We start from the raw sequence: 25,961 nt of genomic DNA, 5'->3' as shown, positions 1-25,961 counted from the left end.
GTTTCCCCTCTTCTCTTAGTTCAGGCCCTTTGTTGCCTTGAAGGTCTCACCGAAGGCTGTCAACGTCTTCTTCATTTTCTCTTCCAGGGCAGTATCGATCTCCTGCTTTTCCTGGAGATCGGAAAAGATTGAGGGCTCGTTCGTCTCGATATAGGTGTAGAGTTCCTGTTCGTAATCGGCCAGGGTGTCGACCGGCAGTTCATCGAGGAAGCCGTTGGCACCGGCAAAAAGGATGGTGACCTGCTTCTCCATGGGCAGGGGCTGATACTGCGGCTGCTTGAGAATTTCAACCAGACGTTCACCACGGGTAAGCTGGGCCTGAGTTGCAGCGTCAAGATCGGATCCAAACGATGCAAAGGCAGCCAGCTCTCGATACTGGGCCAGATCCAGCCTCAGGGTACCGGCAACCTGTTTCATAGCCTTTACCTGGGCAGCACCACCAACACGGGAAACCGACAGACCAACGTTAATGGCGGGCCGGACACCGGCAAAGAAAAGGTTCGGCTCAAGGTACACCTGGCCGTCGGTGATGGAGATAACGTTTGTCGGGATATAGGCGGAAACGTCACCGGCCTGGGTCTCGATGATCGGCAGCGCTGTCAGTGACCCGGCTCCCAGCTCGTCGGACACCTTGGCGGCCCGCTCGAGCAAACGGGAGTGATTGAAGAAAATATCACCCGGATAGGCCTCACGTCCTGGCGGACGCCGCAGCAGCAGGGAAAGCTCTCGATAGGCGACAGCCTGTTTGGAAAGGTCGTCATAGACGATCAGCGCGTGCTGGCCATTATCGCGAAAATACTCACCCATGGCGCAACCGGCAAAGGCGGATACGTACTGCATCGGCGCCGGGTCCGAGGCACAGGCGGCGACGACCGTGGTATACTCCATGGCGCCGTGCTTGCGCAGGGCCTCGACCACCAGGGCGACTGTGGACTTCTTCTGGCCGATAGCCACGTAGATGCAGTGGACATCGGTGTCTTTCTGAGCGATGATGGCGTCGATGCAGAGGGCGGTCTTGCCGATCTGGCGGTCACCAATGATCAGCTCACGCTGTCCGCGCCCAACCGGGGTCATGGCGTCGACAGCCTTGGCACCGGTGTAGCAGGGCTCATGAACCGACTTACGCTCGATAACACCAGGGGCCAGAACCTCGATTTTGCGGGTCTCTTTGGCATCAATAGGCCCCTTGCCGTCAATGGGCTGGCCGATACCGTCGACGACCCGACCTTCCATTTCCGGGCCGACCGGAACCTCGGCGATTCTTCCGGTCCGCTTGACGATATCGCCTTCTTTGATCTCGCGGACATCACCAAGAACAGCGCAACCGACGTTATCCTCTTCAAGGTTGAGGGCAAGACCGTAAATTCCGCCGGGGAACTCGAGAAGCTCCATGGCCTGGCAGTTCTCAACGCCATAGACACGGGCAATACCGTCACCAACAGAGAGGACGGTTCCTGTTTCCTTCAGGTCGACATCGCTCTCGTAGCCAGCGATTTGATCCTTTATGATCTGACTGATTTCTTCGGCTTTGATCTGCATTTGACTATTCTCTCCCCTTGATAGATTCTTTTAATCCATTAAGTTGCGTCTTTATACTTCCGTCCAACACCAGATCGCCAACCTTGGCAATGATTCCGCCGATTATCGATGGATCAACCTGGGTTTCGAGAATCACCTTGGTTCCTGTTATTTTCTCAAGCGTGGCCTGAATCTTCTCCAGGAGTGACGCATCCAGTTCTATGGCCGAGACCAGTGAACCGTGGCTGATACCCTGCTCCCGGTCGACCATTGCCTTCATCTCGAGCGCGATGTCAGGAAGAATGCCAGCTCTCTTCTTCTCAACCAGAAGATCGAGAAACCGGGTCAAAACAGCATCAGCGCCAGCACTCTCCGCTATCCTGGCCATGACCTTCTGCCGTGCCTCAAGGGGATAGAGAGGGTTGGTCAAAGCATCGGCAACCCCTTCCGCCTCTTCGAACAGCGCGGCTATTTCGCCGAGCTTTTCCGCGTACTCCTCAGCCTTACCCTGCTCTTTCCCTAAGGAAAAGAGCGCCTTGGTATACCGTCGTGCTAAGATTGTCTGTTTCACTGTACCGCACCTACCCTGTCAAGATACTGCTCGGTAATCCGGACCTGATCCTCGGGGGTCAGGTTCTTCACGATCAATTCCTCTGCCATGGCCGTGGCTTTCTCCGCCACTTCGTCCTGCAACTCGCGCCGGGCCTTGACGATCTCCGCCTGGATGGCAGCCTCGGCCTGACGCTTGATATCTTCAGCCTGCCGTTCGGCATCGGCAAGAATCTTCTCTTTCTCCGCCTCGGCCTGCTTCACGGCCCGTTCGACAACGACCTCCATTTCTTTTTCCATGCCGGCCAGCCGGGCCTCGAACTCCTTATAGGAGCGCTCGGCCTCGTCACGCCGGGCCTGCAACTCTTCAAGCTCTTCCTTGATTTGCTGACGGCGCCCGGCAAGCCCGGAACCGATGGGCTTGGCGAGAAACTTGACCAGAATGATAACCAGGGCGATAAAATTCACCGTCCGCCAGAAGAGATCCTTGAGCTTCTCGGGGGTAAACATGGGGGCCGCATGACCTCCATCGCCCTCATGTCCGCCCACGGCTTCATGACCTGTGGCCGCCCCATGTCCGTCGGCTGGAGCATGGGTGCCCCCGGCGGCCTCGGATGCCGCATGGTCCATTGTTGCCCCGTGGATCCCGGCCGCAGCAGGTTCCGCCTCATGCGCTGACGATGCCAGCGCCACCGATGCCAGGCTCAAGCAGAGCGCAAAAAGCACCGGAAGTACACATTTTGTCATTCGCGATCTCATGCTTCCAGACTCCTTCCAAGTATCTTCCCAGCCATATCAGCGGCAAACTCCGACGTCTTTTCCTGCAGCGTCTTCCGGGCCGACTCTATCTGAGCGCGGATCTCGGCGAGCTGTTTTTCCTTCGCAGTCTCGGCTTCCTGCCGAATCGCGGCAAGCTTTTCAGCCCCGGCGGCCTGAGCCTCTGACCTGGCACTGTCAAGTGCCTTCTTGGCCCGGTTGCTGGCCTCCCGCATCTTCCTGTCCACCTCGGCCTGTCGACGCCGGGCGTTCTGCTCGAACTGCTCGACATCCTTACCAAGAGACTCCATGGTCTCTTCACGCCTGGCCAGGATACCCAGGACAGGCTTGTAGAGAATGGTGTTGAGGACAATCATCAACACGATCATGTTGATGATGTGAATTACCAGGGTAATGTCAATTGTGATCATTCCAACCGCTCCTGATTGTTCAAAAAAATAATGTTTTGACCCCTGCGAAGTGAATGGTGGTTCAGCCCACTGAGGAGATAAGTACTGAAAAAACCTTTAGCTGTCAAATCTTTTTTTATTGCACTTTTTACACATTACCCTTTAAGGCCGGCTTCGGCGAACCACTACGGCGCGAATCTGCTCCCGGTGTCAGGATCTGTTTTACTCATCTTTTCTCCCAAGCCAGTTCAACAGTTTTGCAGTGCCACCGCTGGTGGTAGTTTCCGGAACATAACCCAGCAGCTCTTTCGCCGACTCAATACTGAACCAGTGGTCCCTGGCCATCTGCTCAGCCACAAACCTGGTCATTTTCGGCTCCTGCTCACAACCGGTGAGCACATGGATTGTTTCCAACAGCCAGCCAGCACTTCTTGCCAGCCTGAAAGGGACCCTGGCCGTCACCGGTCTGATTCCACAGGCTGCAAAAAGGTCGTTTATCCATGACCAGAGCCTGATCGGAGTGCCGTCCGAGACAAAAAAAGGTCGGCCCGCTCCCCGGCCTGGCCCCATGAGATCCCTGGCCGCCACCAGATGAGCCTGTACCACATTGTCAATATAGGTCAGGTCCACCCGGTTTTCTCCTGAACCGACGATCTTCAGGCTTCCTTCTCTGCCCCGGGCCAGCAGTCTCGGAATCAGGTTGGTATCGCCAGGACCGTAGACAAGGTGCGGCCGGATGGCAATTGTTCGCAGTCCCCTGTTATTCACGGCCAGCACTTCCCGTTCGGCAATGATCTTGGTGGCCGCGTAGGCACACAGGGGCCTGGAGGCATAGGGCAGCGATTCGTCGGCGCCCTGCAGATCATGGCCGTCAAACACCACCGACGGCGTGGAAGTGTAGACCAGTTGGCGAACCCGGTTTCTGAGACAGGCCGCCAGTACGTTGAGGGTCCCGGTGACGTTAATAGAATAGTACTCGTGGAAAGGGCCCCAGACCCCGGCCAGGGCCGCGACATGGAAGACCACCTCCTGGCCGGACATGGCCCGGCTCACAAAGTCGAGATCACGAATATCACCGACCAGCGACCGCGCTCCCAGGGTCTGGACTTCCGGATAGACGTGCCTTCCCAATACCGTGACCCTGACCCCGGCCTGACGCAGGGCTCTGGTCAGGGCCAAACCGACAAACCCTCCCCCACCGGTGACCAGGGCTCTTTTCATGTTCATGGTCCCCATGAGCCTCCACCCTATCAGAGTCCGTCCAGCCGCGTGCACGGAGCAGACCGGAGCTTTCTCGCGGCCCACCTTGCCAGCTGTTCCCTGAATATCTTGGCATTGTGACGTATATCCACCGGAAAATCCGGATGGACAAGAAAGGTTTTTATATCCCGGGTCAGGTCATTGGCCAGGGCCAGGGCCCGGAGCTCGCCCACAAGATCCTTCCTGTCGACCTTTCCATCCTTGAGCTCAACCACAAGCACGGGCAGCTGCTTTCCTGGTTCACCCACCCCCACCAGTGCTGAACGAAACACCAAAGGATGCTCATTGAAAACAGCCTCGCAACAGACCGAGTAGAGCACCCCCTTTTCCGTCAGGACCCGATGGGCCCTGCGGCCGCAAAACCAAAGTCGCCCCTGGTCGTCCAGGTAGCCCATATCCCCCATCCGGTGCCAGAAACCGTCCCCATCCGCAATCTTGGCCTGCCGGTTTTCCTCTTCATTACCGTCATAGGCCCGGGTGACCACCGGCCCGCGGACCAGTATCTCACCAACCTCCCCGGTCGCCACCCACCGTGCAGCGCTCACATCACCGACCGGCCCCTCCACGGGTTCCATAATCCGGATATCGATACCGGGCAAGGGCCGTCCCACACAGGTACCTCTGCCCTTTCGTGTCTGCGGCCAGGTCTGGGCAAGTATCTCCCGACCGGTGATCGAGGCCACAGGCAGACTCTCGGTGGCCCCATAGGGCGTATGGATCTCCCCGTCCGGGGCCATGATCCTCGCCACCCTGGTAATGAGCTCCCCTGGAACCGGGGCACCGGCCATGAGTATCTTCTGCACCGGCAGCCGGATTCCCCGGTCCAGGCAATAGCGGCTGACCACGTTCCAGATAGCGGGGGAACCGAAAGAATAGGTGACTCCCTGGTCAAGGATTGAGCGGACAAACCGGGCCGGATCCACCCGGGCCGGCCGGGAAGGATCCATGTCTGGAATCACAGCCCTGGCACCCAGGGCAACGGAAAACAGTCCGAAAAGCGGAAATCCAGGCTGATCCACATCGCCAGGCCGGATGCCGTAGTGGTCACGGATGAGACGGAGTTGGGCGTGGAAAACCCCGTGGCTGTACCGAACCCCTTTTGGAGGCCCGGTGGAGCCGGTGGTGAAGATGATTGCCGCCGGATCCTCGCTGGCGGCGGAAACAAAGACATCTCCGCCCTGATCGCCAGAAGTGATGGCCGTCAGACTGTGGCCAAACAGATGCAGGGGAGACGGCCCGACGCAGATGCGTGAACGCACAGTGGCAAAGGGACCGGGAAAGAGCCGGGACAGAAGTTGAGCCGGGGGGATGCCGACAAGAACCGCCGGCCGCACCGAACCGATACAGCCAAGCAGGTTCTTCCATCCCATCCCCGGATCAATGAGAATCACCACCGCACCCAGGCGAAAAAGGGCAAAGGTGAGGCAATAAAACTCCAGGGACGGGCGCACCATGAGCATGACCCGGTCACCCCGGCCTACCCCGATGCCGCTGAGTCCGGCAGCATACCTGCGAGCGGTCTGCTCCAGCTCGCAAAAACTCCAGCTCCGGTACCTGCCGTTTCCCCGCGGGACCACCAGGCCGGTCTTGTCGCCACGGTCCGCCGCGACCCGGACCAGGGCACCGGCTATGTTGTACTCAGTCATGACAGGACATCAGGAAGTATTGGACAAGAGGAATGATCTCTTCCCCGGCATCTTCAAGAACATAATGCCCCGCCTCGGGAAAATAACGGGCCCGGGCGGCGGGAAAACGACGGCGCCACTCTCTGTAAAAAAAGCGGTTGAAACAGAAATCCCGCCCACCCCAGCATATCTGCATGGGTTTGTCGACCAGCCTGAACAGTCCCTGCTCCACCGCCACCAAGGTCTCCCACGACGGATGACGGGGATGCAGGGGAATATCCTGGACAAAACGATGTATTCCCACCCGGCTCTGCCAGCTGTCATAGGGATACAGGAACCCCTTTTTCACATCCGGCTCCATCTTCCGGCAAACCGCCATGGAGGTGGCCGGCCAGGCAAAGCCGTTCAAACCGCGAACAATGAACGCTCCAAAAAGCGGCATGCGGCAGAGACTGATCCGCAAAGGGATACGCCTGGCGAGAAAGGCTGCCGTATTGAGGACCACCACTCCCCTCACCCGATCCGCATGACGTCCGGCCCAACCGAGGCCAATGGCACCACCCCAGTCATGCACAACCAGCACGCAGCGGCGGACATCCAGGTGATCGAGCAGGGCTTCCAGATTTTCGATGTGCCGGCTGAGCCGGTAGGGATAATCCTGGGGCTTGTCAGACAGACCACAACCGATATGATCCGGAGCGATACAGCGGTACCCGGGCGCCAAAGCGGAAACAAGGTCCCGGTAGAGATAAGACCAGGAAGGATTGCCATGGACCATAACCACAACATCTCCCAGTCCCTCGTCCACATAGGACATGACAGCGCCATCCCCAAGCTGATATCTTTTCGGCCGAAAAGGATACCCGGCCAGTTCCAGCATTTCTACCATTCAACCCCCAGCATGAGTGAGTTGATCCCGGAACCGATCCCCATGAGGGCGGCCCGTTGACCGGCCGAAAGAATACCCTCTTCCACCCCCATGGCCATGGTGATCGGGGCCGAAACCGAGCCCACGTTGCCAAGAAGCGGCAAGGTCTCGAAGTTTTTTGCCGTATCCAGCCCCAAACGGGAAAACAGCAGCTGGGCATGGGCCCGGCCCACCTGATGGCAGAAAAACCGGTCAATTCCGTCCGGTTTCCACTCCAGCCGGGCGAGAAAATCCTTCCAGCAGCCGGCAGCGGTTTCCACACCCTTTTCCAGTAACAGTTCGGAGTCCGTGGACATGAGCACTCCCTGCTCGCTGTTCTGGCCACCCTGGCAAAGATCGTTATGCTTGGTGTTGGCCCGGATCGCCCCGCCGACGAGGTAGTGGCCTGTATCGAAGAGACGCCGGTCTCCAAGGACCATGGCCACGGCACCCGAGCCGATGGTCAGGGAAGCAAAGGCCGGTTTGATGGAACGGCGGGTCAGGGATTGATCGCCAAGCAGCTGCTTGATGGTGGACTCCACCAGATCCTCGGCGGTCTCGCTGGCCACCACCAGACCGGCCCGGATCTGGCCCAGCTCTATCATGTTGGCCACCATGACCATGCCATTGAGGAAGCCAAGACAGGCGTTGCTCAAATCGAAAAGCTGACAGGAAGAGGGCAGCGCGAGACTCCGGTGGACGAAAGAGGCGGTGGCCGGCTCCATCATGTCCCGGCTCACCGAAGTGAAGATAAGGCAGCCTATTTCCCTCCGGTCCACAGCGGCAACGGACAGGGCCTTTTTCCCGGCCAGAGCCGCGCCCTGGCTGGGACGGGTACCAGGATTCCAGAACCGGCGACTGCGGATTCCGCTCATCAGTTCAAGCCGCCCTTCAGGGAGCTTGAGTCGCCGGTACACCGCCTCAAGCCGCTTCTCCAGAGCGGCAGAGGTCACAACGTTTGGCGGCAGGACGTAGCCGAAATCGTGGAGGCAGACATTGGTATAGGATATTGTACAGTTCACTTTCTGTTGTCAGCCCCTGTCTGGCAGGTATTACTCTGAATCAATGCGAAAATTGGAAGCCCAGGTGATCAAGAGGGCCACCAGGGCGAGATCGTCAAGCATGCCGAGCACCGGTACCCACTCCGGTATGAGGTCCCAGGGTGAAAGAACATAGACAAGACCGCTGGCCAGCAGCAGCTTGACCGGCAGCGGCGTCCCGGGAGCCCGGAACACTGCCACCGCATGGCGGGTCATCTGCAGGATCCTGGACAGTGTGGTCATCATGGTGCGCGATCAGCTCACTGTTTTAGAGACAATTTCCCGGTCAAAATAGTTCATCCCCATGCCGGCATCCACCACCAGGCACTGGCCGTTGATTCCTGAAGAACGGGGCGAGAGAAGAAACGCCGCCACATTGGCGGCCTCGCATGTCTTGAGCGCCTGCTTGCGGGGAATAACCTTTTCGGCAAAGAGATAACTGTCGATATAGCCGGGAATACCGGCCGAAGCAGAGGTCTTGAGCAGGCTCGGGCAAACAGCGTTGAACCGGACCCGGGAGAAGGCGGAAAAAGACTTGGCCAGGAAGCAGAGCGACGACTCCAGGGCAGCCTTGACCGGAGCCATGTAACCATAGTTCTCGGCCGCCATCCTCGTGGTCGAAATGGAAATGGTGACCACCGAGCCGTCCCTGTCCAGCAGCTCCCTGAAATGGTTCGCAATGCTGATCAGGGAAAAACAGGAAATATCCATGGCCTGGAGAAAATCCCTCTTCAGGGTCTCGTGAAAGGGCTTGAGCCCCTCGGAGTAATTGGCAAAGGCAATGGAATGCACAATTCCGGCCACCGGCTCGTCTACCATGGCCGCGATCTGGTCGCGAACCCGGATGATATTGGCCTCTTCCTCCACGTCACAGCAGAAGACCGGAGAATCGGGAAAGAGCCTGAGCGCGGTCCGGGCGCGCTCTTCACTGCGCACCACATGGATCACTCTGGCACCGTTTTCAACCAGCACCCTGGCAATGGCGCATGCCAGGGATTTCCTGTTGGCCAGGCCAAAGAGGACAATGTTCTTGTTCTGAAGCTGTAAAAAATCCACGCCTGTCATTCCTTGAGAGCGCAGGCAAAACGTACCTGCACCGCCACTTTACCGCCCACCCTGACCAGGCCTTTCAGAAACCAGGCCCGGCCCACCTGCTCCACCAGGGAGGCACGTATTGAAATGGTCTCTCCCGGCCGGACCTCGCGTTTAAACCTGGCGCTCTGGATCCTGGTCAGCACCGGCACACCATCCACCTTTTTTCCTTCCTTTTCCAGCAGGATCCCGACAAGCAGGGCCCCGGCCTGAAACACGGCCTCGCAGAGGAGAACCCCGGGCATGAGAGGATGATCCGGATAATGGCCGCGAAACAGGTCCAGATCGGCGGGGATATCCTTTTCCATCACAATGTCCTGTTCACCAAGCTCCATCACCCGGTCCAGCCAGAGAAAGGGTGGCCGGTGGGGAATGCGTTCCAGTATGTACTGTCTGTCCTGTTTCATCGTATCGTCCTGCCTGACCCCGAAGGTACTGTCCCGGGCTCTGCCCGTCTGCGCTCCTTACAACCCACCGGTGATGTCGAGGACCGAGCCGGTGATATAGGACGCCTTCCGGCCGGCCAGGAACAGAACCGCCTCTGCCACTTCATCGGGTTGTCCGAAGCGACGCACCGGTACCATTCTTTTGTACTGCTTGACCTGGTCGGTCGTAAGATCCTCGATGAGATCCGTAGCTATAAAGCCGGGTGATACGCAGTTGACAGTGATTCCCCGCTTGGCCACCTCTTTGGAAAGAGACTTCATCAAGCCGATCTGGCCTGCCTTGGAAGCCGCATAATTTGCCTGACCCGGAAACCCCAGATGGGCCATGGGTGAGGTGATGAACAGGATACGGCCATATTTTTGCTTCATCATAAGAGGAATCACGAACCGGGACATGTTGAAACCACCGGTCAGGTTAATGTCAAGGACCCGGCGCCAGTCCTCCTCCTTCATCATGGCCACCACCGCATCACGGCGGATACCGGCATTGTTGACCAGAATATCTATTGTATCGAACTGTTCTTCCATGGCCGCGTAAAAGGACTGTGCCGCCTGGTAGTCGCTGACATCCACCTTATGGAGGAACAACCGGTCCGCTTCCGGGCCGCATTCCTGCCTAAACCTCTCCGCAACCTCATCGTTACCCCCGTACACACCGATAACCACAGCGCCCCTGGCCAGCAGGGACTCGGCAACAGCACGACCTATACCACGGGTAGCCCCGGTTACAATGGCCTTCTGCCCGGCAAAATCCATCTTGCTCACACCTTTTCTGTATTAACTGCGCAGATACGCATCCACATCGTTTGCCACGATTACCCCGTAGTTGATCGCCCCCAGCCAGCCGGACATGATAATCCCCACCGAACCGACATGGAACAGCCCCGGCACGACCTTGAAGATGGAACGGGAGATATCGAGTCCCTCAAACTTGGTCCCGAAGGATGTTCCCCGGGTATGCAGGGTGTAGCGATAAAAGGTCTTCGGGGTGGCGGTCTCCACCGTATCGATCTTTTCCCGAATCCCGGGTATATAACGTTCCAGGTCATCGAGACACCGCTGGACCATCTCCTCCTTTGCCTTCCGATACCTGTCCCCTTCCAGACCGGCCCAGTCATCGTAGTTGGCGTTCATAGAGGCAACCACCGTGTAGTCGGGTCGCTGGGGGCGGGTCTTGGGATAGTAGATCGAAAAGGTCCGGCTCCTGGTATCCGGGCGCCGCATCTCATCGGATGAAAACTCCGGAGCGGTGGAAGTGAAGAGCAGGTCTCCCACATCGGAAAACGATTCACCCTTGCGGATCCCGAAATAAACCTGGCAACTGGAGTTGTTGACCCGCACCTGCCGGAACCGGTCCCGGAAGTCGGCCGGCAGGTGGTCAGGACCAAGCAGTTCATCGATGGTATTGGTGATCCCGGCATTGGAGACCACGCAACCGGCACCGATCATCCGGCCACCAACCTCCACTCCACGTACCCGTCCCTTATCGAAAACGATCCTCTCCACCCTGGCCCGGGTGCAGATGGTCACCCCGTTTTTCACCAGTTCCGCAGCCATCATCCCAATCAGCCGGTCGGTCCCGCCCTCAAAGGTGAAGACCCCTTTGTTCATGAAATTGGAAAATACGATACCATAAGTGATGGCCGGCTCATCCAGAGTCGAACCGTTGGCATAGGTGATCGGCTCCATGAGCAACCGGTGGACGTCGCTGCGGCCGGGGAAAAACTGCTCAAAAAGCTCCCTTGTGGTCATGGACCGGTCATCGTAGAAGTTCATCTTGCCCACGGTGGTGAAAAAATCCTCGATCACCGTCCGCGGGACCCGGAACTCCGTCTCCAGGATACGGGTGAAGTCCTGCCGGTCAAAAGTGGTGGTCAGGGAAAACTGGGGATTGTCAAAGACGATTTTCTTCAACTGGACAATCGAGTCCATGATTGCCCGGTTCCAGTACTTGCGGCAGGTCTTGACCATGCCGTAAGGAAATCCGTGCAGAGAAACATCAAAGATATGACCGCCTCTCTTGAACCAGGCTGCAAGCCCGCCGAGCTGATGGTGATGCTCCAGGAGCAGCACCCGGTGACCGGCTCTGGCCAGCCGGTTGGCGCTGGTCAGGCCGCCAAGACCGGAACCGACCACCACAACATCATAGGAGTCTTTGATCTTGTCAAGGGGAGTAAACTGCATGAAATTCTGTCGGTAAATAGGGATTCTGCACGTACCGGCCGACCGGGGCGATGTTCTGTACCATCTTGCCAGGTAACGGCTATCGGCGCAACAGGTGCTGATTGACGATACTCACGCCGGAAAGCATGGAGCCCACAATACCAAGATAGCCCTGGTCGGTGCCGGCCAGAAACAGATTGGCAAAGGGCGTCCGCCCGTCCTTGATTTTGACAGGGCTGCCATAGACTGCACCTGCGGCCTTTCCGGTGAACCGCTCGATGGTCACCGGCGTGAAACTATCCTGATATACAACGTCCCGGGTGTAATTCCCAATGATTTTCCGGACAGACGCCGCCGATTCCCGGACCCATTTTTTCTTCATCTGCAGGTATCTTGCCCGATCCGCCTGTTTCCAGAGATCGTAATTGGCCGCATTGGTCACCCGGATCTGAAACAGCTCGCTCATCTCCAACCCGTGAAAGTTGTCCGGAAAACAGATCACGCCCCAGGATGGATCCAGGGGTGCCTCGGGTCTGCAGTAGTTCAGGGTGTTCTCCATATTGTAGAAAATAATTGTCCGGTCGCTTTTAAGGGAGCCGCGTGCGGCCGCGGGCAGCAGGGAAATGGTCTCCATAAAGGACATCCGGCCGATGTACCTGGACAGATCCAGATCCCAACCGGATATCTTTGCCGTCCCGGGAATACCCGCCGTAGAGAGGACCGCCTCGCAGGCCAGCTCCTCCCCGTCCTCCAGCACCACCGCACATATGGATTCTCCCTTGCGGATCAGCTTCTCCACCCTGGTCCGGAAACGGATTTCACCACCGAACCGCCGATACTGCGCCATCAGGCTGTGGAGGAATTCCCGGATGGTATGCTCGGGACGGAAAAATCCCTCGAGAAACAGGGCCCGGAACATGATGGCGAACTGGGCCAGGTCCATGTCCTTCTCCTCGGCATTGCCGTAGACCATGAGGGGCAACAGAAGCATGTCTTCGAGCAGGGGATGGCCCAGCTTCTCCCGGAGAAAGGAACGGGCCGAGCGCCAGGGTGCCGGCACAAAGGGATCAAAGTTTTCCACCCAGCGGACAAGGTCGAAAAACCTGTCTCTTGCCTCGGGGAAAACGCGCTCAACTTCCCCGGCAAGCAGGGAAAGGTCATTGGAAAAACGCAGTTTTACCCCTGGAAAAACGATCTCTGAACCCAGCTGCTCCCTGGTGACAAATTTTTTTCGGGAGAGTTTGAGCTGGCGAAAAAGGCGGTTGAGGGGAGCCTGCTTGTTCCCGGGCCTGGAGAAATTGGTCATGGCGTGCAGACCTGTCTCCAGGAGCATACCGTTGCGAAAATAATAGGAATTGAGCCCGCCGGGGATGGCGTGCTGCTCGACGATCAGAACCCGGCCACCAAAACGGGCAAAACGAATTCCGGCGGCGAGCCCGGACAGGCCGCCGCCGATAATGACAAGCTGATACGATGTGGTGGCACCTTTCCTGGTCGACGCCGTCAGATCCATGTCTGCATCATCGACACGGTGGCCTGTCTGAAGATCAGCCACCAGGATCAGACGTGTTTCAATTTCGGTTCAAGATAGTTGACACAGCTGTTCAAGGTATTGAGTTCAGGATATTCTTCCTCTGGAATCTGCAACTGGTACCGTTTGCGGAGCTCCATCACAATATCGAGAAAATCCATGGAGTCCAGATCAAGCTGATCCCGGAGCGGCTTGTCCGGATCAAGACCATCGAAGTCGGCATCTTCATCAATATCTTCAATGATCTCCAGGATCATATCCTTAATTTCATCACGGGTCATACAAATCCTCTAACGTTATATCTCAAAAAATTCCATTTTCTCCGGTTAGGGGCTGACACGGAGTATGCATCCAGGATCAGAGATCAAAGCGTCTGACAATAACCACCGAGTTGATCCCCACCATGCCGAAGGAGTTATTCAAAATTGTCTCCACCTTGTCAAGCTGTTTCGGCTTCCCGGCAACAATGGTGGACAGGTCGCACTCCGGATCAAGCCGGTCCAGGTTGATGGTAGGGTGCACCATGTGATCGGAAAAAGCAGGCAGGTTACCGGCCAGCTCCAGCACCCCGGCCGCCCCCATGGCGTGCCCGATAAGCGACTTCGTGTTGTTGATCCAGGTGGTCTCGAGGTCGCCAAACAGTGTGCGGATCGCCCTGCACTCCTCGATATCACCCTGTCTGGTGCCGGTGGCATGGGTATTTATAATGGTGATATCCTCTGGCAAAAGCCCTGCCCGCTGCAGGGCCAGCTCCATGCACTGGGCCTGGCGCTCACCATAGGGAAGCACAAAATCACGGGCATCTGAATTCATGGCATAGCCGGCAATTTCCCCGTAAATCGTTGCACCCCGGGCCAGGGCCCGGTCCAGCCGCTCCAGGACAAAGATACACCCTCCCTCGGAAATGACAATGCCGTTACGATCCCTGTCAAAGGGCCGGCTGGCTTTTTGTGGATTTTCGTGTTCCGCCAGCGCCCCCTGGGCCCGGAAGCTGGCAAAGATTCCAAAAGAACCGGTGCTCTCGGAAATACCTCCACACAGCGCCATGTCCACCTCGCCCAGCCGCAGCATCTGTGTGCCCTGGATCAGGGCGGCGTTACCGGCGGCACAGGCGGCACCCACGGAGTAATGGGGCCCGGTGATCCCAAGATTCATGGTGATTTCACCGGCTGGATTATTCAGGACCGTGCGCGGATTGTGATGATGGGTCCAGTAATCCACATTATAGTCAAAACGGGAAATGTTATAGACTTCGTTTTCCGTCTCCACCGTCCCATGCTCGGTCAACCCGATGTAGACGCCGGTCCTGCCCTTGTCGTACACAGAGAAATCGATCCCTGCATCAGCAAGGGCCTCACCGGCGCAGAACACCCCGATACAGCCGGCACGGGTGCCGCGCTTGTTCTCCTTTTTCTTGCGATAGCGGGTCTCGGGGAAAGCACAGAGACCGGCCGGAGCCCGGTCCATGTAGCGCAGATCAATGGTCGAGATCCCGCTCTCACCGGCCAGCAGCCGGCGGCGAAACTCCGACAGATCATTGGCCCCGCCCGGCGCGGTCAGGCCGACACCAGTGATAACAACCCGTTGCACGTCCTGAAGGTCTGTCATTTTTCCTCACCCAGCAATCTGGCCACAATATCCGGCAGCGCCTTCATTGCCTCGGGCAGCTTATCGGGCATGGGTCCGCCGGCCTGGGCCATGTCCGGCCGGCCACCTCCCTTGCCTCCAACAATACCGGCAACCTCACGGACCAGGTCCCCGGCCCTGATCCGGCCGGTAAGATCCTTGCTGACCAGGGCCAGCAGCGCAGCCTTGCCGCCGAATTCCCCCCCGAGGACAGCCACACCTGACCCCATTTTTTCGCGCAGCTTGTCGCCAATCTCGCGCAGGGTTTTGGGCGAATCCAGTTTGACCTGACCACCGATCACCCTGATACCGTCGACCTCAACGGCCGAGTTCAGAAGAGAATCGAGATCGGAAAGGGCGAGTCTTGCGGTCAGCTGCGCCACTTCCTTTTCCAGCTCCTTCTGGCGCTTGAGCAGGGATTCGATCTTTTCCGCCGCCTGATCCAGAGGACCTGAAAGCAGCGCGGAGACAGCTGCGGCCTGACGGGTCAGATCCTGAACCCAGGCCAGGGCCCGGTCACCGGTCACGGCCTCGATACGCCGAATACCGGCCGCGATGCCGGTTTCACTGATGATCTTGAAAAATCCTATGTCACCGGTGGTCTGCACATGGGTTCCACCGCACAGCTCCTTACTGAAATCGCCCATCGAAACCACCCGCACCTCGTCGCCATACTTCTCGCCAAACAGGGCCGTGGCCCCTTCCTTTATGGCTTCATCGCGCTTGAGCAGTGACGTCTGCACCGGGATATTTTGCCGGATCTGACTGTTGACCAGCTGTTCGATGGCCTGGATCTCCTCAGGGGTAACCGGAGAAAAGTGGGTGAAATCGAACCTGAGACGATCGTGTTCAACCAGGGAACCGGCCTGTTTAACATGGTCGCCCAGCACCCGTTTCATAGCTGCGTGGAGGAGATGGGTCGCACTGTGATTACAGGCAGTGGCCACCCGTCTGTCCCCGGCAACGGCCAGGGTCACGGCCTGGCCACTCTGAAGCTCACCCCTGGTGACGACCCCTTCATGCAGGATTATTCCTTCCACCGGCGACCGGGTAGTCTCCACTTCCATCTCGCCGCCGTCCCAGATGATCGCTCCCCGGTCACCGGCCTGGCCACCGGATTCGGCGTAAAAGGGGGTCCGGGGACTGAAGACCTGAACCCGCTCTCCTTCTCCGGCACTCTCCACCAGTTCACCGTGCTCATTGATAATTCCCTCGACAGTGCAGTGAATCTCCCGGTTGGAGTAGCCGACAAACTGACTCTGCCTCCCCTGTTCCAGGAGCTCCAGCACTCCCTGGTCAAGGTGGCCCACATCAGTGCCCTTCCACGATTTACGCGACTGCTCCCGCTGCTGCTCCATGGCCGCGTTGAATCCGGCCTCGTCAAAGGCAATACCCTTTTCCAGTGCCACGTCCCGAACAATGTCCACTGGAAAACCGTACGTGTCATAGAGTTTGAAGATGAACTGCCCATCGATGCAGGCCCTTTCACCTTCTTCCCTGCGCAGCCGCTCTATCTCCGAAGCCAGCATGGCCAACCCCTTATCCAGGGTCTCACCGAAACGGTCTTCCTCGTTGTTGACAACCTTGTCCAGCAACTGGCGTGCATCCCGAAGATGCGGATAGGCCTCTTCCATAGAGTCTGCCACCAGGGAACAAACCCCGGCAAAAAATGACCTGGTCAGCCCGAGGGCCCGGCCAAAGCGGATGGCCCGACGCATGATCCGGCGCAGAACATAGCCGCGTCCCTCGTTGGAGGGCAGCACCCCGTCGGAAATCAGGAAGGTTGCAGCCCGGGCATGATCGGCAATGACCCGCATGGAGACGTCGTCACTGGTGTCTTCCCTGTATCTGCGTCCGGAAATCTTTTCAATGTGGCCGATAAGCGGCGTGAACAGGTCGGAATCGAAATTGTTCAGTTTACCCTGGAGGACTGCCGCCACCCTTTCAAGCCCCATACCGGTGTCGATGGACGGTTTTGGCAGTGGGGTCATCTTGCCGGATTCATCCCGATAGAACTGCATGAAAACCAGGTTCCACAGCTCGAGAAACCGATCGCAGTCACATCCCACGGCGCACTCCGGACGTCCACAGCCCGCCTCCACACCCTGATCGATATGGATCTCGGAACAGGGCCCGCAGGGACCGGTATCACCCATGGCCCAGAAGTTATCCTCCTCACCGAGGCGAACAATCCTCCCTGCAGGGAGATCCTCGATCTGTTCCCAGAGTTCATAGGCCTCGTCGTCATCCCGGAACACGGACACCCAGAGCTGCTCAGGATCCAGACCCAGCTCCCGGGTCAGGAACTCCCATGCGTATTCGATGGCTTCCTTCTTGAAATAATCCCCAAAGGAAAAATTACCCAGCATCTCGAAAAAGGTATGATGCCGGGCCGTATGACCGACATTCTCCAGATCGTTATGCTTACCACCGGCCCGGACACACCGCTGGCAGGTAGTGGCCCGCACATAGTCGCGCTGCTCCTCGCCCATGAATACCCGCTTGAACTGCACCATGCCGGCATTGGTGAACAGCAGGGTCGGATCGTCGTGGGGTACCAGGGAGGAACTTTCGACTATGGTATGGCCCTTTTGCTTAAAGTACTCGAGAAACCGTGTACGTATTTCGTTACCTGTCATATTTTAATTGCGTGTTCTTGGGAGAGAGTTTTGAGTCCATTCATGAAGACCACCTGCATCTTGCCAACACATGGACCATATGACAAACAGGGGAAAAGGGCACATCTTCACAACCGCCCGACAACCAAAGCCATCCCCTTACTTCAGATGCGGCAGCATGGCCTTGAACTCCGGGGTCCCGGCCTTGCGCAGCAACTCGTAAATAATCATTTCCGCCGGCGCCAGGACCGCTCCAAGTTCACGGAGCCGCTGCTGTCCCAGATAATCGTTTTCAGGGGTCCGTGAAGAAATGCCATCGGCCACGATCCGGACCTGATACCCGGCCTGCAAAGCGCCGATGGTGGTCTGATAGATACAGATATGGGTTTCCACCCCGCAGATCAGCAGGGTATCCACACCAGGATCCAGACCGGCCAGGACCTGACCGACATCGGGACTTGCCAGGCCATTGAACTCCACTTTATCCGGGCATGGCACATCCTGCAACAACCCGGCAAGTTCCGGAACAATGGGACCGATCCCCTTCCGGTACTGGGTGTTGGCGACAATTGGTATATTGAGCACCCGGGCCAGGTGGATCATGAGGCCAATATTTTTTACCACCCGGTCGGCCCCATGGATATGGGCCATCAGTCGTTCCTGGGGATCAACCACGTACAGGCAGCACTGTTCTGGACGTAAAAACACCGGTTTCATAGCACACCAACGGACGTAACCTGAATACTGGACTTCTTATATAAACAACGAATCGTTGCGAATATCGGCTTTTTAGTGGCAGTGCCAGGAATTTGCAACAGAAAAACAGGAGAGTATACGGATAAAGGATGATTTTCCTGTCGCTCTCCTTTGCTGTCCCCCTGCACCCCAGTCCCGGACGGCAAGCGGAGACCGGAGACAGTCCCAAACAACAAACGCCCCGACTCCAAGGAGCCGGGGCGCTGTGGCCCACTGGTTGCGATCAGGGTTATGGTTCCCTGAAAGAACAATTTTTACTTGGAAAAAGAACCTGGTACGCGGATATCCTCGATCAGAGCCTGAATGTGCTCAGGCGGCTCCTTGGTCATGTTGGAGACTACCAGGGCGACAACAAAGTTGATCAGGGCACCAACTGCACCAAAGGCCTCGGGAGAGATCCCCAGGAACCAGTTGTCCGGGGTGTTGGGCAACATGGCGGTTCCCTTGATGAAGAACCAGCCCTTGAACCAGAAGATGTAGACCAGGGTCACACCAAGTCCGGAGAGCATGCCCAGAACCGCACCGGTATTGTTGACCCGCTTGGAAAAGATTCCCATCATGATGGCCGGGAAAATCGAGGAGGCGGCCAGACCAAAGGCCAGGGCCACAACCTGGGCCGCAAATCCGGGAGGATTGAGTCCCAGGTATCCGGCAACCAGGATGGCACCCGCCATGGAGATACGGGAGGCCAGCAACTCGTTTTTCTCCGTCATGTCAGGAATAAAGACCCCCTTGAGCAGGTCATGGGAAATAGACGAGGAGATCGCCAGCAACAGACCGGCAGCAGTGGACAGGGCTGCAGCGATACCACCGGCGGCAACCAGAGCAATAACCCAGTTGGGAAGGTTGGCGATTTCCGGGTTGGCCAGAACCATGATATCCCGGTCAACCTTGATCATTTCGTTGCCTTTCCATCCCCAGGCCTCGGCCTTGGCAGCAAATTCCTTGTTCTTGTCATTGTAGTACTGAATACGCCCGTCGTTGTTCTTGTCCTCATGATTGAGCAGACCGGTCTTTTCCCAGTTGACAAACCAGGCCGGGACATCTGAAATCTTCAGATTACCGTCCGGGGAACCGACTTCACCGATCTGGATCGTATTCATCAGGTTCAGCCGGGCCATTGCTCCGACAGCTGGAGCGGTGGTGTAGAGAATAGCGATAAAGACCAGCGCCCAGCCGGCAGAGGAACGGGCATCCCGAACCTTGGGCACGGTGAAGAACCGGGTGATGACATGGGGCAGACCGGCGGTACCGATCATCAGGGACAGCGTCAGGAGAAACATGTTGATGGTTGTCCCTTTCTGGATCGTATATGCCTTGAATCCGAGATCAACAAGCACCTGGTCGAGCTTGTCGAGCAGATAGACTCCGGAACCGTCGGCCATGGTGGAACCAAGACCAATCTGGGGGAGCGGGTTACCGGTGAGCTGGAGAGAAATGAAGACAGCCGGGACGGTATAGGCAAAGATGAGCACGCAGTACTGGGCGATCTGAGTGTAGGTAATGCCCTTCATGCCCCCAAGCACCGCATAGACAAAAACAATCGCCATGCCCACCAGCAGACCGGTGGCAAACGGAACCTCGAGAAAACGGGAAAAGGCCACGCCGATACCTTTCATCTGGCCGATAACATAGGTCAGCGAAGCGGTGATAAGACAGATAACCGCCACGATTCGGGCCGTATTGGAGTAGTAACGGTCGCCGATGAACTCGGGCACGGTGAATTTTCCGTACTTGCGCAGATAGGGGGCCAGCAGCATGGCAAGCAGGCAGTAGCCGCCGGTCCAGCCCATGAGGTAGACAGAGGCGTCAAATCCCTTAAAGGCGATGAGACCGGCCATGGAAATAAAGGAGGCCGCGGACATCCAGTCGGCACCGGTGGCCATGCCGTTGAGTACCGGGTGGACACCTTTGCCGGCAACGTAAAACTCACCGGTGGTGGAGGCCCGGGCCTTGATCGCAATGAAGATGTAAAGGGCGAAAGTCGCCCCGACAACAAGATAGGTCATTAATTGCAGGCTCATGATACACTCCCCTCCTTATTCTTCATGGACGTTAAATTTGCGGTCAAGCTGATTCATACGCCAGGCGTAGAAAAAGATGAGAGCGACAAAGGTGTAGATTGAGCCCTGCTGGGCAAACCAGAACCCGAGCTGATATCCGCCAAGCCGAATCGCATTGAGGGGCCCGGCCAGCAAGATACCGAACCCGTAGGACACGATAAACCAGACGATGAGACATCCGATGACGAGTCGGATATTCGCCTTCCAGTAGGCGATAGAGTCATCTGTACGCATACTTTCTCCTCCTATTCTTTGTCATGAAATAAACGGGTAATGGAATTTCCCCTGTCTTGAAAACGAGCCACTGATCAGTGGACCGACTATCGACTGCGGACTCCCCGACCGCAGCACGACTCCCGAACAAGGATACCTGAAGAGTGTCTGCGCACTGTCTGTTCAGTGGCAACATCTTCTGGCTGTTAATCCGGGAAACTGGAATGTATCCTTTTTTCCTCTTGCCTGTCAAGGAAATAGGCCGTTATCCGGCCATAACCCTTACTGCTGGCCGGGCTTCATCAAACAAAAATCTTTTGCTCCTGTCCCGGCGACCAGCCGGACCGCTTTACGACACCAGCCCCAGGGTCCGTCCGGAGCGATAGAGGTCCTTCAGGGTACGTATGCCTCCATCTTTAAGCTTTTTCACAAGGAAAAGAAAGAGGTAGGCCGTCTGCAGGGCATCTTCCAGGGCATCATGGGGTTTGAAAAGGGGCAGGTTGAACTCCCGGCTCAAGTCATCCAGATTGTAGGAAGTGGACATGTCGCACCGACCATAAAAATCTCTGCAGCGGGCTTCCTTGTAGCCCCGGGCAAGGCGCATTGTATCTACGCTGGGATTGGACAGGGTTCCACCCAGGGCCCGACGGCTGGCTCGGCCCAGAAAATGCATGTCCATGTCGACAAAATGACCCACCAGGAGAGCATCACCGAGGAACTCCACGAACCTGGGCAGCACTTCTTCCATGGGTGGCGCCGCGACAAGCTTCTCCGGTGTTATCCGGTGCACCAGGGTGGCATCGTTGGGATCGATGTTTTCCGGCCTTATATATGCATGAAAGGTATGGCTCAGCTCGATCTGCAGGTTGACGATCCGGACCGCGCCAATGGAAATGATCTCGTCGCGACGCCGGTTCAAGCCGGTCAACTCGGTATCACAGACCACAAAGGTATACTCTGCAAGCGGCCGGGCCTGGCTGAAGCCGGCAAAGAGCTCCCGGTTGCGCTGAATTACAGGATGGGGCCTGCGCAGCCATGGAATCTTTTCAAGAAATTTCATCTGGTCACAGAACTATCCGTGCCGGGCTCCGACCCCGGCAGACGGACCGTGTGGTGCACGTATGCCCCTGCATTACCGTCAACTGACCGGGAAAATATTTTTGAGGACCATATGCAGATGGTCGATAACCTGAAACGCGTTTTTCAGCATCCTTTTCTCCAGGTCAGACAGTTGGGCCGGATCAATATGGTTGTCCGGCAGGATCCCGTCCTCTATCTGGTGGAGCTGGTGGATGAGGCGCAGATGCATCTGGATCTCGTAGGCTTCGCTGGCCTCGGCCCACAGGTCCCGGGAGATATGGCCCTCGTCGGCAAGGACATGGAATCGGGCCAGGGTATTGGTTTCCCGCACCCCATACTTGAGAGCCATGACCCGGGCGAAATTGACAAACGGGGTCAGACCGCTACGCTTGATGTCAAGTTTGTTCTTATGCTCGCCGTTTTTCTCGACAATGAAGTTCTTGAAAAAAGAAAGCGGAGCCCGGGCGGCAAGACACTCCCTGGCCAGGTGCACCAGATAAATCTCCTGACGGCTTGAGATATCACCGAGATGTCGACGCAGATCCTCGGCCAGGGTAGCAGCCCCGTATCCAGGCCGGAAATCGAAAAAAATGGTTACATTGAGGAGTTCCTCTGGTTCTGGTGCCGCCACCCAGTCGCTGAAATATTTCTTCCAGACCGACATGGGCTGACACCACCTGGGATTGGTGGCCATAATATCGCCGGGACAAAGGGGATAACCGCAGTTGACCAGATGATCGATGGCTTTTGCGGCAAAACGGGTAAAGTAATCCTGCGCCTGCTGACGCTGTTTCTCGCTGGCCGGATCGGCATAGACAATGGCGTTATCCTGGTCGGTACGGAAGGTCTGCTCCCGGCGTCCCTCACTGCCCATGAGCAGCCAGCAGTACTCCACCGGCGGCGGACCTAACTCGTTTTCCAGCAGGGTGAGGAGCCGCTCGAGAATCTGGTCGTTCAGGATGGAGATCATCCTGGTGATATTGCCGGCCTTGGCTCCCTCCTTGATGAGATTGCGGATCACATCGGGAATCTTCTGGGACAGGGGATAGAGACCCTGGATCTCCTGCTGCTTGCGGATCTCCTTGAAAAGGGCATAAGGTGAATTACCCTGGAGCAGCAGAATATCGTGCGAGGTCACCACCCCGATGATGCGCCCCTTACGCTCCACGGCCAGATGATGAACTCCGGTGGACATCATTTTCATCAGGGCGTCAAAACAGATGGACTGGGACAGTACCGTGACCACGGGAGAAGACATGATCTCCTCCACCGGCCTGCGCAAATCCAGCCCGGCGGCGATCACCTTGTTGCGCAGATCCCTGTCAGTGACAATTCCCAGTATCTCATCCTCATTCTCTCGGGCGTGGACCAGAAGCGAACCGATATGGTGGTCGGCCATGGCCCGGGCCGCATCCTGCACCGAGGTACCGACAACTACCTTGCGGGGATCCTGTTTGATGATATCTCCCACCTGAATGGAAAAAAGATAAAGGTCTTCCTCTCCCCGGCGGGTCATCTTGTGCCGCCGAAGCTCGGAATAGGCGGTATGAACGACTTTCTCGGAAAAGCTCTTGAGATAATACTGGGCAAACCCGGGCTGGCTGTGGATGAGTTCGAGAAACACATCCCGGGGCAGAAGGAAGCAGAAGGTGTCTTCAACGGTTTCGATATGAAGGTTTGCCCTGGTACCGCGAATGATGCCCAGGGCGCCGATGTACGCCCCCTCGCCCCGATAATCCTTGAGGGTAACCTCGCCCTCGTCATCGGTGATAAAAGCCTTCACCCCACCTTTCTGAATGAGCAGGAGATGGGTGATTTCGGTTTCCCCGGCCGTGAGCAGCCGGGTCCCCTTAGGATAGAAATCGACCCGGACATGACGGGCGACATCGCCGAGCGTCGACTCGTCAAGTTCCTTGAACGGCATAATTTTCTTGAAAAATTCCACCACCACATCTGGTGCCACCGCATGAACATCGCTGGAGACCGGGGCCATTGTCCTCTCCTTGAAACAGAACAGGCAGGGACCAGCCCTGCCTGTGTGTGTCAAATCATAAGCAGGGGGAACACCCCCCTGGAAAAATTCCCTGGTGCCGCGTCATCGGCTCAGCCAAGTTTTTTCTTACCTTCCACCAGATGATCGACAACCGAAGGATCGGCCAGGGTTGAGGTATCACCGAAGTCACTGAAATCATTGGCTGCGATCTTACGCAGAATCCGGCGCATGATCTTGCCAGACCTGGTTTTGGGCAGGCCCGGCGCCCACTGGATGACCTCGGGAGTCGCAATCGGACCGATCTCCTTGCGCACGTGCTGCCGAAGTTCTGCCAGCAGCTCATCGCTCTCACTGGCCGCAGCGGTCAGCGTCACATAGGCATAGATGGCCTGCCCCTTGATCGGGTGGGGCATGCCGACAACGGCTGCCTCGGCCACAGCCGGATGGGAGACCAGGGCAGACTCGATCTCCGCGGTTCCCAGCCGGTGCCCGGAAACATTGATGACGTCATCGAGTCGACCCATGATCCAGAAATAGCCATCCTCGTCTCTACGGGCTCCGTCTTCAGGATCGTAAATATTCTCGAAACGGCTGAAATAGGTCTTCTTGAACCGCTCGGGATCACCGAACACGCCGCGCAGCATTCCGGGCCATGGTTTGCGGATAACCAGATGACCGCCTTCATTGGGAGCGGCCTCTTTACCTTCTTCAGTATAAATGGCCGCATCCACTCCAGGAAGCGGAAAGGTGGCCGAACCGGGCTTGAGAGGGGTGGCATACGGCAGAGGCGAGATGAGGATTCCACCGGTCTCGGTCTGCCACCAGGTATCAACAATGGGCAGTTTCGATTTGCCGATATTGACATGATACCACATCCAGGCCTCGGGATTGATGGGTTCACCGACCGATCCGAGAATCCGCAGACTGGAAAGATCCCAGCGCTTGATGGGCTCCTCTCCTTCCCGCATCAGTGCCCTGATAACCGTGGGTGCGGTATAGAAAATGTTGACCCGGAATTTCTCGACGATCTTCCAGAACCGGTCGGGTCCGGGATAGGAGGGCACACCCTCGAACATGAGAGAAGTGGCGCCAAGACCGAGCGGACCATAGAGGATATAGGAGTGCCCGGTGATCCAGCCGATATCGGCCGTACACCAGTAGACATCGTCGTCCTTGAGGTCAAAGACCCACTGGCAGGTGTGCATGGCATAAGTCAGATAACCGCCGGTGGTATGGACAACACCCTTTGGCTTCCCGGTGGAACCGGAGGTGTAGAGGATGAACAGGGTGTCCTCGGCATCCATTATTTCGGGCTCGCACTCAGAGGAGATATCGTCGGCGGTGACTTCATCATGCCACCAGCTGTCTCTGCCCTCCTGCATGGAGACTTCATTGCCTGCCCGCTGCACCACAATGCAGCTCTCCACCGACGGCGCGTCCTCAAGGGCCTTGTCGGCGTTGGGTTTCAACGGAATGGTCTTTCCGGCCCGGAGTACGGCATCAGCGGTTATAAGAACCTTGGCCTTACAGTCCTGGATACGGCTCTGAAGCGCCACGGCGGAAAAACCGGCAAAAACCACCGAGTGCATGGCCCCGATACGGGCGCAGGCCAGAAGAGCAATGGCCAGCTCAGGTATCATGGGCAGATAGATCGAGACCCGATCCCCTTTCCTGACCCCTTTTTTCTTGAGAACATTGGCAAAGCGGCAGACTTCAGTATGCAACATCTGATAGGTATAGACCTTGACATCTTCCTCGGGCTCACCCTGCCAGATAATAGCCGCCTTGTTACGGCGTCCATCGGTCAGATGCCGATCGAGACAGTTGTAGGAGACATTGAGCTTGCCACCATCAAACCACTTGATTTCCGGCTTGGTGAAATCCCACTCCAAAACCCTGTCCCACTTCTTTTCCCAGGTTACCAGCTCTTCAGCGCGCTCAGCCCAGAATCCTTCCGGATCATCCATGGACCGCTGATAGAGTTCCCGATACTGATCCATGGACTTGATCCAGGCCTGATCCCGACCTTCTTCCGGAGGCTCAAACACCCGACCTTCGCTGAGCAGGCTGGTGATTTTATCTTCGCTACCACTCATAACGCTCTCCTTCTATACTTGTTCCACGTTGCAGGACAGATAACCTTTTGCCCCAATACGATGAGTTCAACAACACTGGCCGTAATATTATCCTACCAATTTGTCAAGCACTAAGTGGCAAAAGTCGCATAAATGCGACAGGTCCGAAATGATTGCAGAGCAGTTCCCCATGGGGTATGAAAAAGGCCCAGACCTTGAAAAAAATCGTAAAACAGAGAC

General features: G+C 57.0%; 23 protein-coding genes. All 23 read right to left on the bottom strand.

Features of this window, described 5'->3' with window-relative positions; all coding sequences use genetic code 11:
• Positions 1 to 15 precede the first annotated feature (15 nt).
• The 23 genes from atpA to acs all read right to left on the bottom strand — a co-directional run bounded on the left by atpA (position 16) and on the right by acs (position 25,742).
• Entirely contained in the window at positions 16 to 1,539 is a 1,524-nt protein-coding gene (gene atpA / locus ACXJJY_RS09530; RefSeq protein ID WP_456387280.1) for a F0F1 ATP synthase subunit alpha, read from the bottom strand.
• Positions 1,540 to 1,543: 4 nt separating this feature from the next.
• Complete coding sequence (gene atpH, locus ACXJJY_RS09525) at positions 1,544 to 2,089, bottom strand: ATP synthase F1 subunit delta (RefSeq protein WP_456387279.1); 546 nt, start codon at positions 2,087 to 2,089, stop codon at positions 1,544 to 1,546.
• The gene (locus tag ACXJJY_RS09520; protein ID WP_456387278.1) at positions 2,086 to 2,814 is read right to left on the bottom strand and encodes a F0F1 ATP synthase subunit B; all 729 of its coding nucleotides are present in this window, start codon (positions 2,812 to 2,814) and stop codon (positions 2,086 to 2,088) included. Before ACXJJY_RS09520 ends, atpH begins: the two co-directional genes overlap by 4 nt.
• Positions 2,815 to 2,822: 8 nt before the next feature.
• Positions 2,823 to 3,254, bottom strand: a complete 432-nt coding sequence (locus ACXJJY_RS09515) for a F0F1 ATP synthase subunit B (protein ID WP_456387277.1) — start codon at positions 3,252 to 3,254, stop codon at positions 2,823 to 2,825.
• Positions 3,255 to 3,455: 201 nt separating this feature from the next.
• The gene (locus tag ACXJJY_RS09510; protein ID WP_456387276.1) at positions 3,456 to 4,460 is read right to left on the bottom strand and encodes an NAD-dependent epimerase/dehydratase family protein; all 1,005 of its coding nucleotides are present in this window, start codon (positions 4,458 to 4,460) and stop codon (positions 3,456 to 3,458) included.
• A gap of 23 nt (positions 4,461 to 4,483) precedes the next feature.
• Complete coding sequence (locus ACXJJY_RS09505; RefSeq protein WP_456387275.1) at positions 4,484 to 6,139, bottom strand: fatty acid CoA ligase family protein; 1,656 nt, start codon at positions 6,137 to 6,139, stop codon at positions 4,484 to 4,486.
• Positions 6,132 to 7,007 (bottom strand): alpha/beta fold hydrolase, encoded by an 876-nt coding sequence (locus tag ACXJJY_RS09500; protein WP_456387274.1) that lies wholly within the window; start codon positions 7,005 to 7,007, stop codon positions 6,132 to 6,134. The genes ACXJJY_RS09505 and ACXJJY_RS09500 overlap by 8 nt, the downstream gene beginning before the upstream one ends.
• The gene (locus ACXJJY_RS09495) at positions 7,001 to 8,047 is read right to left on the bottom strand and encodes a 3-oxoacyl-ACP synthase III (RefSeq protein ID WP_456387273.1); all 1,047 of its coding nucleotides are present in this window, start codon (positions 8,045 to 8,047) and stop codon (positions 7,001 to 7,003) included. The genes ACXJJY_RS09500 and ACXJJY_RS09495 overlap by 7 nt, the downstream gene beginning before the upstream one ends.
• A 30-nt stretch (positions 8,048 to 8,077) precedes the next feature.
• A complete protein-coding gene (locus ACXJJY_RS09490) occupies positions 8,078 to 8,311 on the bottom strand; it encodes a YkvA family protein (protein ID WP_456387272.1) in 234 nt (77 codons plus the stop codon).
• Positions 8,312 to 8,320: 9 nt separating this feature from the next.
• Positions 8,321 to 9,121 carry an enoyl-ACP reductase FabI gene (locus ACXJJY_RS09485; protein WP_456387271.1) on the bottom strand — a complete coding sequence of 267 codons (801 nt, stop codon included), beginning with the start codon at positions 9,119 to 9,121 and terminating at the stop codon, positions 8,321 to 8,323.
• A gap of 5 nt (positions 9,122 to 9,126) precedes the next feature.
• On the bottom strand, positions 9,127 to 9,564 hold the full coding sequence (locus ACXJJY_RS09480) for a 3-hydroxyacyl-ACP dehydratase FabZ family protein (RefSeq protein ID WP_456387270.1): 438 nt from the start codon (positions 9,562 to 9,564) through the stop codon (positions 9,127 to 9,129).
• A gap of 57 nt (positions 9,565 to 9,621) precedes the next feature.
• A complete protein-coding gene (gene fabG, locus ACXJJY_RS09475; protein ID WP_456387369.1) occupies positions 9,622 to 10,359 on the bottom strand; it encodes a 3-oxoacyl-ACP reductase FabG in 738 nt (245 codons plus the stop codon).
• A 21-nt stretch (positions 10,360 to 10,380) separates the two neighbouring features.
• Positions 10,381 to 11,787, bottom strand: a complete 1,407-nt coding sequence (locus tag ACXJJY_RS09470; RefSeq protein ID WP_456387269.1) for a phytoene desaturase family protein — start codon at positions 11,785 to 11,787, stop codon at positions 10,381 to 10,383.
• Between the two features lie 79 nt (positions 11,788 to 11,866).
• Positions 11,867 to 13,279, bottom strand: a complete 1,413-nt coding sequence (locus ACXJJY_RS09465; protein ID WP_456387268.1) for a phytoene desaturase family protein — start codon at positions 13,277 to 13,279, stop codon at positions 11,867 to 11,869.
• 47 nt (positions 13,280 to 13,326) lie between these two features.
• Positions 13,327 to 13,578: an acyl carrier protein gene (locus ACXJJY_RS09460; RefSeq protein WP_456387267.1), complete on the bottom strand. Its 252-nt coding sequence runs from the start codon at positions 13,576 to 13,578 to the stop codon at positions 13,327 to 13,329.
• Positions 13,579 to 13,654: 76 nt separating this feature from the next.
• On the bottom strand, positions 13,655 to 14,905 hold the full coding sequence (locus ACXJJY_RS09455; protein WP_456387266.1) for a beta-ketoacyl-[acyl-carrier-protein] synthase family protein: 1,251 nt from the start codon (positions 14,903 to 14,905) through the stop codon (positions 13,655 to 13,657).
• Positions 14,902 to 17,562 (bottom strand): alanine--tRNA ligase, encoded by a 2,661-nt coding sequence (gene alaS / locus ACXJJY_RS09450; RefSeq protein WP_456387265.1) that lies wholly within the window; start codon positions 17,560 to 17,562, stop codon positions 14,902 to 14,904. The genes ACXJJY_RS09455 and alaS overlap by 4 nt, the downstream gene beginning before the upstream one ends.
• A gap of 138 nt (positions 17,563 to 17,700) precedes the next feature.
• Complete coding sequence (locus tag ACXJJY_RS09445) at positions 17,701 to 18,258, bottom strand: isochorismatase family protein (RefSeq protein ID WP_456387264.1); 558 nt, start codon at positions 18,256 to 18,258, stop codon at positions 17,701 to 17,703.
• A 293-nt stretch (positions 18,259 to 18,551) separates the two neighbouring features.
• Complete coding sequence (locus ACXJJY_RS09440; protein ID WP_456387263.1) at positions 18,552 to 20,321, bottom strand: sodium:solute symporter family protein; 1,770 nt, start codon at positions 20,319 to 20,321, stop codon at positions 18,552 to 18,554.
• Positions 20,322 to 20,336: 15 nt separating this feature from the next.
• Complete coding sequence (locus tag ACXJJY_RS09435) at positions 20,337 to 20,594, bottom strand: DUF4212 domain-containing protein (RefSeq protein ID WP_456387262.1); 258 nt, start codon at positions 20,592 to 20,594, stop codon at positions 20,337 to 20,339.
• A gap of 328 nt (positions 20,595 to 20,922) precedes the next feature.
• Complete coding sequence (locus ACXJJY_RS09430; RefSeq protein WP_456387261.1) at positions 20,923 to 21,633, bottom strand: 3'-5' exonuclease; 711 nt, start codon at positions 21,631 to 21,633, stop codon at positions 20,923 to 20,925.
• Positions 21,634 to 21,711: 78 nt separating this feature from the next.
• Positions 21,712 to 23,646 (bottom strand): DUF294 nucleotidyltransferase-like domain-containing protein, encoded by a 1,935-nt coding sequence (locus ACXJJY_RS09425; protein WP_456387260.1) that lies wholly within the window; start codon positions 23,644 to 23,646, stop codon positions 21,712 to 21,714.
• Between the two features lie 110 nt (positions 23,647 to 23,756).
• Positions 23,757 to 25,742: an acetate--CoA ligase gene (gene acs, locus ACXJJY_RS09420; protein WP_456387259.1), complete on the bottom strand. Its 1,986-nt coding sequence runs from the start codon at positions 25,740 to 25,742 to the stop codon at positions 23,757 to 23,759.
• Between the last annotated feature and the right edge of the window lie 219 nt (positions 25,743 to 25,961).

This window comes from Desulfolithobacter sp. (assembly GCF_054025815.1).
Note: the sequence above shows the minus strand (reverse complement) of the source record. Positions and strands in the feature narration are given on the sequence as shown.